We start from the raw sequence: 13,885 nt of genomic DNA, 5'->3' as shown, positions 1-13,885 counted from the left end.
ATGATAATGGCTATCATTTACAATTAGAAACTTGGATGTCCCCCTATGAAATTAGCGTTAAACACCGTTAAAACACTAGGTCTTAGCCTAGTATTAGCATCTACTTTTATTGCCCAACCTGTATTGGCAAATGGCCCAATTGGTGAGCACGTTAATCATCTAAAAGAAAATTTAAAAGATTACTCAGAAGACGTTGAGTGGATGATCGGTAAAGTTGACACCATGGTTACCGATTATGAAACAAAAGGCGCAAAAGCAGTTAAAAGCGATGATTTAATTGAATACTGGGAATCAGTAAAGTTTCACAGTGCGATTGAAACGAATTATGTACCGGTTTATGCATCAATCTGGCAAGGCATTTATGGTATCAAAATGGCCATTGATGACAAAAAACCAGCAAGCGAAGTTCGAGAGCACCAAAAGGCCTTAAATGCTGCCTTGTGGCAGGGTCTTGGAGCTGTTAAACTTGCTGCCGACTTCCAGCAAAAAGGCTTATTAAAAGCTGTAAAAGCAACTGCTTCTGAAACAATGACGCAAAGCGCTACTATCGATGAGATCAAACATAAATTAGACCGTGTTGTTGCAAAATACGCAGAACGTTTAAGCGATGAAGCAACCCAAATTGTACACGATACTTACCTTCACTTATTCGAAGGTGTTGAAGGTACACTTATCGAAAAAGATGCGAAGTTAGTAGAAGTTCTCGAAAAAGATTTTAACGTAACCCTGCCTAAAGCTATTTCTGATAAAGGGTCTGTTGACCAAGTACGTGCAGTGGTTGTTGATATGCAAGAAAAACTAGATCGCGCTAAGGTGTTACTAGAAGAAGCCGAAAAAGCACGTAAGGATGTATTTTAGTGAAGCGTAGGACCTTTATTCAAGGCCTGGCTGCGTTTGGGGTAGTGGGCGCAATGCCACTACCTCTTTCTCGTGCCTTTGCAGCCTCTGCTGCAAGCCCAATTTCAGTGAAAGACTTACCGGCCCTAGAGGGTGACTTAACCTTATATTTAGGCCGTGGTGAAGGTGGTTTGTACGAAAACGTACTGCAATCAATCCAAAAGAAAAACCCAAAACTTAATTTATCAATTCGCCGTGGCCCAACTGCTGCACTTGCCAACATGATTGTGGCTGAAGCGAAAGCGGGTGTTAAACGTGCTGATTTATTTTGGGCCGTTGACTCAGGCGCGATTGGCTTAGTAACAGACGCAGGTTTAGCTAAACCGCTACCAAGTGACTTAGAAGCGCAATTACAACCGCAGTTCCGCTATCCGGGCTGGGCACCAGTGACAGGTCGTATTCGTACATTACCTTACAACACTAAGCGTTTATCAAAAGATCAGATCCCAGATAGCATAATGGCCATTGCTGATAGCGATTTATCAATTGGTTGGGCACCTGCTTATGCTTCTTTCCAATCATTTGTCACGGCAATGCGTATTCTTGAAGGTGAAGATAAAACCGCTAAATGGCTTAAGAAAGTTCAAAAACGTTCGAAAACCTATGCCGGCGAGCTTGGTGTAGTGATGGCCGTTGAACGTGGTGAAGTGGATATTGGTTTTGCAAACCATTATTACACCTTACGCCTTAAGTCAGGTAAACCAGATGCAAACCTTGATCTTGCATTCACCAATCAAGATGCCGGTTGCTTAGTTAATGCATCAGGTGTGTTATCGCTGACAGACAACCCGAACGCAATGAACTTTATGCGCTACTTACTAAGTTCTGAAGTACAAAGTTACTTAGCACGTGAAGCCTACGAAATTCCATTGATTCAAGGTATTGACCAGCCAGCTGGATTACCAGCCTTAACGGATGTGTCGCCGCCGAAAATCGATTTAACTCAATTGGCAGATTTAAGGCCAACACTCGACCTTATGCGCAGCAGCGGTGTTTTATAATGCGCATACCTGCTTCTTATCCCATGGCGCTGCTTGCAGCGCTTTTGGCGTTAGTGCCAGTTTATATTCTGATCACTTTAGCCAGTGATGCGACGGCTGTTTTTGATAGTCACAATTTAAAAATTCTGGGTAACACTTTATCACTTATGGTGTTAACTGTTATAGGCTCTATTTTAATTGGCGTGCCTCTGGCGTTTATTAGTGCCTATGTTCAACTTCCTTTTAAAAAGCTTTGGCTTGTTTTGTTTGCAGCTCCACTTGCTATTCCAAGTTATATTGGCGCGTTTACTTTATATGCAGCATTTGGCCCCGGTGGTGAAATTAATCAGCTGTTAGGCTTTGAAACCCCGCCTATTTATGGCTTAACGGGTGCCGCTATTGTAATGACGCTGTACACGTTTCCATTTGTAATGCTAACAACACGTTCGTCTTTACTTAGTCTAGATGCCAGCATGGTAAACGCGGCTCGCACTTTAGGTATGTCGATGCCGATGAGTGTGTTTAAAGTTATATTACCGCGTGTAATAAACGGTATAGCAGCGGGCTCATTACTTGTTGCACTTTATACTCTATCAGATTTTGGTACACCGGCGATGATGCGCTTAGATACCTTTACCAGAGTAATCTATGTTGAATATAACGCCTTTGGGTTAAGTCGTGCAGCGATGTTATCGCTACAATTAATGGTGATAGTAGGCTTTTTGCTGTTCATCGAATCACAAATTAAAACAGCTTCTGAGCGCCACGGTAGACCGCTAATGTTATTTCCATCAAACGGTCAAAAGTTAGCCATGCTAGTGACTTTTCTACCCGTTTTATTATTGGCTATTTGTTTGCCGTTAGCCATTTTTACTCTCTGGCTTGCTCGCGATGGTGTTGCTGATTTTGATTTCAGTATTGCGTGGAACTCAGCTTATGCATCTGGCATTGCGGCTATTGTCGCTGTTGTGGTTGCTGTGCCTGTAGCGCATGCTGCCTTAAGTGGTAAAGTAGGGCGCATTATGGAACGAGTCACTTATTTCGGATTTGGTATTCCGGGTATAGTGATGGGTACTGCACTTGTCTATGGTGGCTTGCAATTACCGCTTTTATACCAAACTCTGGCATTATTAGTGATTGCCTATGTGCTGCGCTTTTTACCGCTGGCAGTTGGCTCAGTTCGTACCAGCACAGAACACTTAGACTCGAGTTTAATCAAATCAGCACGTGTATTAGGCGCCAGCCCTCGTGAAGCATTTATGCGTATTACCTTGCCTTTAACACTGCGCGGTATCATTGCTGGTGCAGCCTTGGTATTTTTAGAATCAATGCGAGAGCTTGAAGCAACATTGTTACTCGGCCCAACAGGGTTTGAAACCCTATCAACCTATTTGTGGCGAGTTTATGAAGCCGGTTATTTCGGTCGAGCTGCCATTCCTGGGCTCTTGTTAGTAGTGATATCAGCATGTGGCTTAGCTATAATGCTCTCAGGTGAAAAGCGCAGTCAATTAGAACATTAAGGATCAGTTTAATGCTATCAGTTAGTAAGCTGTCTATCGATTATGGTAGCAATCGTGTGGTAAGTGAACTTAACTTATCACTTGGGGAAAGTGAGATCCTCATGCTAGTTGGTCCAACTGGCTGTGGTAAAAGTACAATTTTACAAGCGTTAGCTGGGCTTATTCCTATCAGCGAAGGCGAAATTAATTTAGGCTCATGGCGGGCAACACCCAAATTAAAAGTACCACCAGAAAAACGTAAAGTAGGAATGGTATTTCAAGACTTTGCGTTATTTCCGCATTTAACGGTACAGCAAAATATTTGCTTTAGATTAACCGATACCTCAAAAGCAGATCATTGGATTAAGTTATTGGGTCTTGAAGCATTTCGTAATAAAAAGCCCGCTACCTTATCGGGTGGTCAAAAGCAGCGTGTAGCGCTTGCCCGTACACTAGCTCACGAACCAGACTTTGTATTGCTTGACGAGCCGTTATCAAACTTAGATGCAGCTTTAAAAGACACCCTTCGTTGGGATATTCGTAATGCATTAAAAGATGCGGGAGTACCTGCTATTTGGGTAACTCATGACCAAGAAGAAGCCTTATCTGTCGGTGACCGTGTTGGCGTACTTAAAGAAGGCATTATTCAGCAAATCGATACCCCTGAACGCTGTTTTAGCTTACCAAGCAATCGCTTTGTGGCACGCTTTTTAGGTGAAGCAAGTTTTATTGCCGGTAATTGTGAAGGTGATATTGCCACCACTGATTTAGGTAATGCACCAGCGATTAGGATTGATCATGATACTGCAAAAGTTGATGTATTACTTCGCCCTGATGATGTTCACCTTATTCAAAATGCAGCTACTAGCAATGGTAAAGTGACATGGGTACGTTACGAAGGTGGTAGTCGCTTATGCGCTGTAAAATTAGCGTGTGATACTGTAGTGACAAGCCGAGTAAGCCATGAAGTGATGGTACGCCCAGGTGATGCAGTGCATGTATCTATCAATACAACACACCCACTTGCGGTTTACGCAGCTTAAATAAAGTATCTGTGCAGGTCTAAATGGCCTGCATTTTTTAGAAAGCTTTCAGCTTTCAGCTGTCAGCCATCAGATGCGAGTAAAATCTGCTACCTAGCAACTTGCTAACTTTCCTCTAGAAGCTTTACTCTCGTAACTCTTATCTCGTATCTCGTTACTACAACCATTCACTGCTAAAGCCCGTCCTACGGAAATTTTATCAGGTATTAGACTCTAGGTTTTAGGCACTAGAACGCGATGTAAAATCGCTGTTACCTTGCAACTTTCTAACTTTACTCTTGAAGCTTTACTCTTGCTAACTTTCCCCTAGTAGCTTTACTCTCGTAACTAGCAACTCGTTAACTTCTCCAAACGTAAAAAGCCCGCCAGTAGGGGCGGGCTTTTGTTTTATAACAAGGTTAACTCGTTATTAGAATGTGTAACGTACACCTACACGCATTTCCCAAACTGATGCGCTGCTTTGAGTTGCAGTTTTACCATTGTTAGGGTTGAAGTCTGAGTATACGTAACGACCTTGATCATCAAGGTCTACGGTCACCATGCTGTTACCAACAAAGCTACCTTTCTTAAGTACGCCCCAGTCATCGTTTAACATGTTTGTTAAGTTATCGATAACGAAGAACACTTCACCTTTGTGACCAGGCATGAAACCAGGTAACTCTTGAGTCATCTTGAAGTTAACTTTAGTGAACCAATCAGCATTTTGACGGTTACGACCAGAGATTTCACCGCGTGCTAAGCCTTGAGCAGAAATCCACTCGTTGAACTCAGTTACTTCTTCTGGTGTCATGTCATAAACAACGTTAGGGTCATTTACTTCAGGGATATACATTAACTGACGACCGCCATTTGAGTTGCTATCACCCCAAACATCATAGTCTGAATCATCAAACGTGTAGCTGTAAGGAAGACCTTTGTACGTTTCACTGAATAGGTTGAAACGAGTGTTGTATCCATCGAACAGCTCAGTTGTATAACCTAATGTCATAGTAAAGCGATGCGGGATCTCGTAATCAGATGTGTGTGCACCTGGATTAGTCGGATCGTATGTCGCTAAGTTACCGTAGTTTGAGCTCGCTACAGAGCTTGTCATAGGGTTAACATCAGTTGAGTCAGTGTAAGCATAAGCTAGTTGTACGCTAATACCGTTATCAAAACGTTTGCTCATTGCAGCTGAGATAACATGAGACTCACCGCTGTCACCACTTACGTTTGTAAGTAATAAGTCACCGCTACGGCCTTCTTTTGACTCAAGAATTGGGCGACCATCAAATGTTGTTTCACCAGAATCTTGTAACGCGATATCTTCTAGGAAAGCAGCATCTTTACGTTTAGTGAATAAGTAATCTAGTGAGAATACATACTCATCTTCTGTTGTGTATGTTGCACCTACTGAGTATTTCCACTCTGATGGCATTTCGAAGTCTGGGTCAACAGCGTTTACCGATGAATCACCTGAACCAATGACTGTGTTTGCAACTTGATCGTAAAGGCTTTGTGGTACTTCGTAACCTGGTGTGCCGCCGTTCACGTTTGGCGTAGAAAATAGGTCAACACCACCTCTGATTGATGTACCAATGTTAGTGATACCATCATTTGAGTATGAGTTAGATAGCCATACATTCGGGTTACCACCAGAGAATAGGCCAACACCTGCACGTACTTCTAGTGCATCTGTTGCGTACCACTCAAAACCAACACGTGGTTGAATTAAATCGATGCCGTCGAATGTACCTTGGTTGCTGAAACCGTAACGGTTTGTAAAGTTTTCATTGTAGTTAGGTTTGTCGTCACTTGTGTATTTGTCGTAACGTAGACCAAACGTTAATGTTGCATCTAAATCTGTAAAGCTGTACTCATCTTGCACATATAAAGTGTGTTGTGCATAAGAGAAGTTAGCCGCAGCATCAGTTGGATCATTTGTACCAGCTGCGTTATTGTAGTAGACACGATCTGCAAAACCATCTTCAAAATCATCTACAGATCTAAAACGCCACTCACCTTGAGTGTGCTGAACGAATTGGTTAAATACGTCTAATTCTTCAAACTCATAGCCAGCTGTGATCGTGTGTTGATCAAGGTAATATGTACCTGCAATTTTTGCTGTCACTGTTTCGTAGCTAAGAGCATTTGATTGACGAGAATCATCTGGACCAATATAGATAGTACCGCCGTCTTCTGTACGAATTTGCATTTCACCGAAGCTACTAGCTGCATCTAAAGAGCGAACAGTCTGATCTAACTCTGATTTACCTAAACGAATTTCAGTTGAAAATTCATCAGACCAATCTGAGTAAAGTGAACCAATGATTGATGTAAATTCAGCACTTTGCTTGAAGAAATGATTATCTAGAGTAACAGTGTTGCTGTAAGCATCTGACTGAGACAGTGTAAAACCATCGTTATAGTTATAGATTAAGTTTGCACGGTGGTCATCGTTGATGTTCCAGTCTAACTTAACTAAGATTTTTTCATCTTCAACTGGTGCGCTCGATGGCATGCCACCTGCGTCATAACCGTAAACATCTTGAGCGATTTGTTGTACACGTGCAACGTCTGCAGCTGTAACACTACCTGTGTCTAGGCCGCCGTAGTTGTATTGCTTAACACCTTCAAGTTTTTCGTAAGATGTGAATAAGAAAAGGCTATCTTTAATTAGTGGTAAACCAACGTTGAAGCCATAACGTTTTTCAGTGTAATCACCGTTATCGTAGTCTTCACCTTCGATTTTGTCGCCTTTCATTGAATCATTTGTGTAATCGAAGAACATACCACCGTGTACTTCGTTACCACCTGATTTAGTAACAGCGTTGATGTTACATGATGTGAAACCACCATATTGAACATCAAAAGGTGCTAGTTCAACTGCAACCTGTTCGATTGAGTCAAAAGAGAAAGGTGCACGGATTGTAGGGTAACCGTTAGAGCTTAAACCGAAGTTATCGTTCATACGAACGCCGTCTAGCGTTAAGCTGTTGAAACGTGGGTTACCACCACCACAGTTGATTGAGCCGCGGCTATCGTCAATTGTTACACGTGGGTCGATACGAACGATATCTTTTAAGTCACGGTTGATAGCTGGTTGGTTTTCTAAATCTTCAAGTGTGAACGTTGCAGCTGGGCCTGTACCACCAGACATACGGCTGATTGGACGACCAGTAACTACGATTTGTTCTACATCAGATTGTCTCTCTAACGTAACATTAACTGGGTAGTCAGCACCCACTTGTAGGTTGATGTTGTTGAATGTTTGATCTGCGAATACGTCAGAATCTACAACAACGCGGTAAGGACCACCTACACGTAGGCCTTTTGCTGTGAAGTAACCCGCATCGTTCGTTTCAGTTTCTTTAGTTGAACCTGAAGGTAAGTGAACGATAGTAATCTTAGTTCCTGCAGCAGGGTTGCCGCTAGGACCTTTGATTTGACCCTTGATAGCAGATGTTGTTTCATTTGCTAACGCTGCACCACTCACACCAACACATGCTGCAATAGCAAGTGATAGAGCTGTTTTGCGGAGTTGGATTTTCATTATGTTATTTCCCGTGTTAGAGGTTATGTTTCATTTATAGTTTGCTGTCAGTTGGCATCTTAAGTGCCTTTACTAACGGTTTTGCTGATTTATCAAATAGACTATTTAATAAACCTGCCAATCTTATCCCGCCTTGTTGTAGGCGAGTTTTAACAACCGGTAAGTTTTTGTAGATATAACTATAACTTACGTTTGTTTCATTTTCTTTATACAGAGAGTTTGCAATATTATTTGATTCGATTAACCAATCGCTAGGTGAACTGGCAAGATAGTCCTTTATTAACGCTTGATTTGATGTATTTATAAATTGCGCAAACTCAGTATAGGACAAATTTTCATTTTCAATGAGTTTTGTGTCCCACAAGCTATGTAAATTGGTATCTTGACCGAAGAATGTGACAGAAATATTGTTGCCGCCACGATCTTCACCATGACCAGCATGAAAAGGTTGATGGCTATCACCAACAAGATGAACTAAAAAGCGCAGTGCGAACTGTTTTTCACCTAGAGAAGCTTTTTGGTTTTGTAATACTGAGATTGAATATTCCATGCCTTCGAGGATATCTGACACGGTTTCTTTGTTATGGTGGGCATGTGAGTCGTAATGAGGTTTAGCATCGCCTTCTTTAAAGTTAATGTAATGCCAGCGCGAAGATTTCTTTTGCCAGAATTTTTCTGGAGCAGAACGCATTTCATCAGCCCACGTTGCTACCTGTGGTAAAGAATCACCATCAAGTAAAGGAACTAATGCTTGCTTGGTGGTGTCTGTAATATGCTTAGATGCAATTTCACCAATAATACGGTGACCATTCTGACCCCATGCATTAGCCGGGTTACTTAACACAGCTGAAATAACTGGTGTCGATAACAGCAACATTTTTATTGTTTTTTGTAACATTGACTCAGTGTCCAAAAATGAATGTGCCCTGAAGCACGATTTCTTGATGCATATTTTCCTGAATTTAAAAGCAAATAGAAAGGACTCAATAAGATTCATAATTTCTTGTTCATATATGTTATTTATCAATAGCTTAAAATATTCAGGTAAAATTACTTGTTGTAATAAGTAAGAATAATTGTTCAAATAGAGACAACGAAGCGTTGTTGGCTATTAAAATTGAATTTAAGAACAATACTAATAAAAAAATCGTCGATTGTTACATTTTTGTTTCTAGCAGTTATTTTGTTTTTTTATATCGGAATTTTGCAGGGTAAACCGGCTGTTTCTGACATCGATGCATTTATTGAAACGTCTTTCCAATGTGATACTAAATCAGAGGTTAATCTCAACGAGTTGGTGGTGTATTCATCTGGCAAAGTATTGGCTGAGGATGTTGCTAAAACTTTGTGCGCTGATGACATCATTAGTAAACAATACGGCAAGGTCACCTCTTATTGGGGTTATAAAACATCTGACACAATTGAGTTTTTAGGTAAAGGGATTGCAGATTTGATCCTGGCTAAAGAAAACTTGATTAATGCCTTTATGGCCGAGTCAACCTATAACTACCAAGCAGTTGTTGGCTTTCCTGACTACACTGCTTATTTAATTTCTAGTAAAGAAAAGCCACGCATTGAAAAAAGCTACTTTTTAGATAAACGTATTGGTTTGCTTGATTACCCAACGAGCCGCTCTGGACACATTCTCCCTAAACAATTATTTAAAAAATTAGATATCAACCTAGAAAACCTTAATATCACTTACGCAAGTTCCCATACTGAATTAAGAGAGCTGCTTGCAAGTGGTAAGGTCGATTTAATTTCTTCTTATTGGCAAGACAGCGACCAGCAGCTTTTTTCTAAAAACTACATTACGCCTATACGCGACAATATAAGTGGTAGTCGTTGGTATTTAAAAATGCAGGATGAAAACACCGACCTTTTATGTGCAGTTCAAGCGCAGTTAACCCAATTGGCACACAATCAAAATTCTCATTACTTTAATCATGTTGAGTCTTTTTGGGAATGTGAGTCGACTCAGCAAACAATGAAAGTAGGGGATAGCAATGCTGCCAATTAGAGTAAAACTTGCTTATGGCGGAGTATTTATAAGCTGTTGCTTGGTTTTATTTGCCAGCTTTATTACAGCAAAAGCTTATAAGACAACAACAAATGATGCCCTGACTTTAGCGAAAGTTGAAAACCGCATTGCCCTTGATTTAAACCATTTAAATTTACCTGATGATTTTTTAAAGCATTCAGGTAGTAAAGATATGGTACTCAATTATATCGCGCGTCTTAATGCACAATTAGCTGACTCAGGCGTGATGGTTTACTCCATTGAGGGGATCTCTGATTATCCTGCTCGTGCAGATTTAATCACTAAACAATTGCATGCACCACAAAAATCATTAACGGTTAGCTTTGTTGTGGCATCGTCTTTATTTTCTAAAGATGATATCGCAGTGTTGATTTTGGTGTGTTTATTTGCAGCTGCATTTACTTATTTATTATTTATAAGTGAACGCACTAAAATCCAAATAGCTAAACACGAACCGGAAGTTGCTGTTCAGGCAGAAGAAAAGCCTAAATTGATAGTCGATCTTCAAAATAAAACCTTGGCTGCTAGTTGTGCTGTTGATAAAACAGTGGCGCTTGCTAATAAACCACTGTGTTTTTATCTTGCATTGGTTGAGTTTTGTATTGAACACCCGGATGTAGTGCTTAATCAAAATAAAGATGTACCAGAAGAATTACTGACTTTAGCAAACAAGTATTTTTACCGGTTAGTAGAGCTTGGTCACACAATACGTAAGCGCCCAAACTTTACCAATAGTTTAGAAAAAACATTAAGTGAAATTCGGGCAGCACTTGATGAAGTTTGGCAAGAGCAGCCTGAGATAAAAGAAACCTATTATCCACCTAAGGCGCATGGTGAAGGCTCCCGTTCTCGATTACATCATTATGGATTGAAAGCGATTGAGATTGCCGATATTGAAGTCATTGGGAAGTAATCTAGTTTAAAAGTAAAAAGGGAAGTCACTGACTTCCCTTTTTCTATTTAACTAGTCTTTATTTAGGAGCGTAATCAGACGCTTTAACAGGACTATTTTGCTCAAAGAAACGTTTTAATGCCTGTGCATCTGTATCATCTGTACTCACAAAGCCTTTTTTATTGGTAAGAGTAGGGTAACCATCACCACCAGAGGCATTATAGCTGTTAATGCTCATACGATAAGTTTTAGCCATATCAAGTGGTTTACCGGCAATTTTAACATCAGATAAAGTGTCGTTATCGCGCTTAAAGCTTAGCTTATAGTATTGTAAGTAAGCACCTGAATCAGGTGGGAAAGAAGTAACAACTTGTAAATAGTCAAATAGCTCTTGGCCTGTCATATCAATATAGGTGATACGGTTTTTAAAAGGATGAACTTTTAAAATATCTTTATAACTTACATCGCCTGCTTGAATGCTATCGCGAATACCGCCACCGCTTATCAAACCAAAATCAGCACCCACTGACTGCATTTGTGCAGCAATAATAACGCGTGCTAAGTTTACTTGCTCATAGCGTACTTTATTGCGGTCACCTTCAAGTTTTGCATCCACGTTACCTATTTTACCAGCAATTTGTGCTGCGCCTTTTTGCTGATAAACCGCAAGGATGTCTTGTAAGTTTTTGTTTGGTTCAATGTATTCAGCCGCTAGCTTTTTATTACCGTTTTCATCATCGATATAAAGATTTACAGGAATAAGTGAGTAATTGAGCAAAGTTAATTCATCGTTTTCTAATTTGAATTCAGCTTTACCCACATATTTACCCCACTCATGGGCTTGCATGATCCAAGTACCATTTTGTTGGTCAGGCTTACACTCTTTACCTGGCATAAAGCGTTTGTCAGCAACATTCGCTTCTTTCATACACACTGGCTCTTGTGAATGACCGCCAACAATAATATCAAGCATTCCTTTTGGTAAGTTGCGTGCCATAGTTACATCACCCGGCGCATTAATACCAAAGTTAGCATCAACATAGTGACCCATGTGAGTAACAGCGATGGTAATATCTGGGTTGTACTGTTTATCAATTTCTGGAGCTAACTTTGCAGTAACGTCTGTAGGGTCTTTAAATTCTAGGCCACCGATATATTGCGGGTTACCGATTTTAGCGGTATCTGTGGTAGTTAAGCCGATTACAGCAATTTTAAGGCCATTCTTTTCAAAGATTTTATAGCCTTGGTAACGATTTTCACCGGTTGTTTTATCTATGATATTGGCTGATAAAAAAGGGAAGTTTGACCATTTTTGTTGTTGATCAAGTACTGCCAGTGGATTATCAAACTCATGGTTACCAATTGCCATGGCATCATAACCAATTAACGACATACCTTTAAAATCGGGCTCCGCGTGTTGTAAGTCAGACTCTGGAATACCCGTATTGATATCGCCACCTGAAAGCAGTAAAACAGCATGGCCTTGTGCTTTAGCTTCGGCTTTTAGTTGATCAATTAAAGTCTTACGAGCAGCCATGCCATATTCACCTTGTTCGTTATGCCAAAAACGACCATGGTTATCATTAGTATGAAGCAGAGTTAAATATTGGGCTGAATCAGTATTATTAGAAGAGGAGCTACATGCGGTTAGGGTAACCAGTAGCGATGTTAGTAAAAAAAAGCGCATAATTGTTTGCCTGAATAGAGCAGTAGGTTAATTATGCGCTTAGTTTAAACGACTTAAGTTTAAATTAAATGTATTTTATAAACTTTTGTCGCTATTTTCTGTATTTAGTTGTCCTGTTGCGGCAAGTTGTCTGCGTTGTAGTTCTTGTTCTGCGTAATGAGACTTTTGATGATTATTGCCGACCATCCAATTTAAAAAACTAGCGGGTAACTTACTATAAGGCTCACCTTGGTGTAGGCCAAAATCGCATATTGCGTTCTCTTCATTCGCCATGGTTCATTCCTGTGTGTTCATTGTTGTCGTGCTGATACTAACAAACTGAGCCTATTTGATAAGACGATTTTGATTTATTCTTTAAATTTTTTATAACCATAATGAATACATGGTGTAAATTAATGTAACTGAGATGTAATTGCTTTGGCGCGTTTTGTGTAACTGTTTTGTTTGCTATTTAAGCGTCTGTCTATTTTGTTTAAGCTTCTTGCAGTTTTATAATAAAAATTATCAGGAAAGATAAACAATGAAAAAACATCTACTTGCAACTGCTTTATTGGCTAGCTGTTTTACAGCCAATGCTACTATTGTTGAAATGCAGACAGATCTGGGCAGTATTACTGTTCACCTTTATGACCAACATACACCTGTTACCGTTGAAAACTTTTTAAACTATGTTGCAGATGGCAGCTACGACGGTACGGTTATCCATCGCTCAGTTGATAACTTTGTATTGCAAGGTGGTGGTTTTAAATTTGATACTGATTTTGAGGCGATAGAAACTGCTGACGCTATTACCAATGAGCCAGAGCTGTCGAATGTTAAAGGTACCATTGCAATGGCGAAAGTTGGTGGTAATGCTAATAGTGCGACAAGTCAGTGGTTTTTCAATTTAAAAGATAACAGCGCTAACCTCGACTTACAAAATGGTGGCTTTACTGTTTTTGGTGAAGTAACTGTACAGAGTATGGATGTTTTAGAACAAATCACCTCTTTAGTTCACTGTGGAGAAATCCCAGTAGTAAACCTTAATGAAGAGCAGTGCCCAGATACAACATCAGGTTTCAGTGGTGAAAACTTATTTTACATTAACAGCGTGACTGTGATTGATGATGATCCGAATTCATCTGCTTCTTTGTCACCAAAAGAGAACACGCTAATTGATGAAGATAACTCTTCAGACAATGGCGGTGGTAGCTCAGGCGGGAGTCTTGCGTGGATGCTATCTTTATTAGCTCTTGCAGGCTTTGCTCGTCGTAAATAATTCCAATCAATAAAGTTAATAAGGCGCTAAAAAGCGCTAAAAAGCGCCTTATTTCT

Annotated in this window: 12 protein-coding genes; 7 read left to right on the top strand and 5 right to left on the bottom strand. The window is 40.2% G+C overall.

Features of this window, described 5'->3' with window-relative positions:
* Positions 1 to 45 precede the first annotated feature (45 nt).
* Genes HUS61_RS05500 through HUS61_RS05485 form a run of 4 tightly spaced genes read left to right on the top strand, consistent with a single transcriptional unit; the run spans position 46 to position 4,419 of the window.
* On the top strand, positions 46 to 858 hold the full coding sequence (locus tag HUS61_RS05500; protein WP_062565497.1) for a hypothetical protein: 813 nt from the start codon (positions 46 to 48) through the stop codon (positions 856 to 858).
* Positions 858 to 1,898, top strand: coding sequence for an extracellular solute-binding protein (locus HUS61_RS05495; protein WP_054563064.1), 1,041 nt, complete (start codon positions 858 to 860; stop codon positions 1,896 to 1,898). The genes HUS61_RS05500 and HUS61_RS05495 overlap by 1 nt, the downstream gene beginning before the upstream one ends.
* Positions 1,898 to 3,397 (top strand): iron ABC transporter permease, encoded by a 1,500-nt coding sequence (locus HUS61_RS05490; RefSeq protein ID WP_175081442.1) that lies wholly within the window; start codon positions 1,898 to 1,900, stop codon positions 3,395 to 3,397. Before HUS61_RS05495 ends, HUS61_RS05490 begins: the two co-directional genes overlap by 1 nt.
* 11 nt (positions 3,398 to 3,408) lie before the next feature.
* Positions 3,409 to 4,419, top strand: coding sequence for an ABC transporter ATP-binding protein (locus HUS61_RS05485; protein WP_175081441.1), 1,011 nt, complete (start codon positions 3,409 to 3,411; stop codon positions 4,417 to 4,419).
* Between the two features lie 409 nt (positions 4,420 to 4,828).
* On the opposite strand, the gene HUS61_RS05480 is transcribed toward HUS61_RS05485, so the two are convergent.
* Positions 4,829 to 7,951: a TonB-dependent receptor gene (locus HUS61_RS05480; RefSeq protein WP_175081440.1), complete on the bottom strand. Its 3,123-nt coding sequence runs from the start codon at positions 7,949 to 7,951 to the stop codon at positions 4,829 to 4,831.
* A 34-nt stretch (positions 7,952 to 7,985) separates the two neighbouring features.
* Positions 7,986 to 8,849 carry a S1/P1 nuclease gene (locus HUS61_RS05475; RefSeq protein WP_175081439.1) on the bottom strand — a complete coding sequence of 288 codons (864 nt, stop codon included), beginning with the start codon at positions 8,847 to 8,849 and terminating at the stop codon, positions 7,986 to 7,988.
* Between the two features lie 219 nt (positions 8,850 to 9,068).
* On the opposite strand from HUS61_RS05475, the gene HUS61_RS05470 reads away from it, so the two are divergent.
* Complete coding sequence (locus tag HUS61_RS05470) at positions 9,069 to 9,971, top strand: hypothetical protein (protein ID WP_175081438.1); 903 nt, start codon at positions 9,069 to 9,071, stop codon at positions 9,969 to 9,971.
* Positions 9,958 to 10,905 (top strand): hypothetical protein, encoded by a 948-nt coding sequence (locus HUS61_RS05465; RefSeq protein ID WP_258535937.1) that lies wholly within the window; start codon positions 9,958 to 9,960, stop codon positions 10,903 to 10,905. Before HUS61_RS05470 ends, HUS61_RS05465 begins: the two co-directional genes overlap by 14 nt.
* Before the next feature lie 58 nt (positions 10,906 to 10,963).
* Here the strand turns inward: HUS61_RS05465 and ushA are convergent, their stop codons facing one another.
* The 3 genes from ushA to HUS61_RS21875 form a co-directional block, all read right to left on the bottom strand.
* Complete coding sequence (ushA, locus tag HUS61_RS05460) at positions 10,964 to 12,571, bottom strand: bifunctional UDP-sugar hydrolase/5'-nucleotidase UshA (protein WP_175081437.1); 1,608 nt, start codon at positions 12,569 to 12,571, stop codon at positions 10,964 to 10,966.
* 75 nt (positions 12,572 to 12,646) lie between these two features.
* Positions 12,647 to 12,844: a hypothetical protein gene (locus HUS61_RS05455; RefSeq protein WP_054563072.1), complete on the bottom strand. Its 198-nt coding sequence runs from the start codon at positions 12,842 to 12,844 to the stop codon at positions 12,647 to 12,649.
* Positions 12,845 to 13,075: 231 nt separating this feature from the next.
* A complete protein-coding gene (locus HUS61_RS21875; RefSeq protein WP_350338400.1) occupies positions 13,076 to 13,144 on the bottom strand; it encodes a hypothetical protein in 69 nt (22 codons plus the stop codon).
* On the opposite strand from HUS61_RS21875, the gene HUS61_RS05450 reads away from it, so the two are divergent.
* Positions 13,122 to 13,829 (top strand): peptidylprolyl isomerase, encoded by a 708-nt coding sequence (locus HUS61_RS05450; protein WP_368737277.1) that lies wholly within the window; start codon positions 13,122 to 13,124, stop codon positions 13,827 to 13,829. The two genes, HUS61_RS21875 and HUS61_RS05450, sit on opposite strands and share 23 nt — an antisense overlap.
* Positions 13,830 to 13,885: the final 56 nt, after the last annotated feature.

This window comes from Pseudoalteromonas sp. 0802 (genome assembly GCF_013350085.1).
GTDB lineage: Bacteria > Pseudomonadota > Gammaproteobacteria > Enterobacterales > Alteromonadaceae > Pseudoalteromonas.
This window is presented reverse-complemented; position numbering and strand designations above follow the sequence as displayed.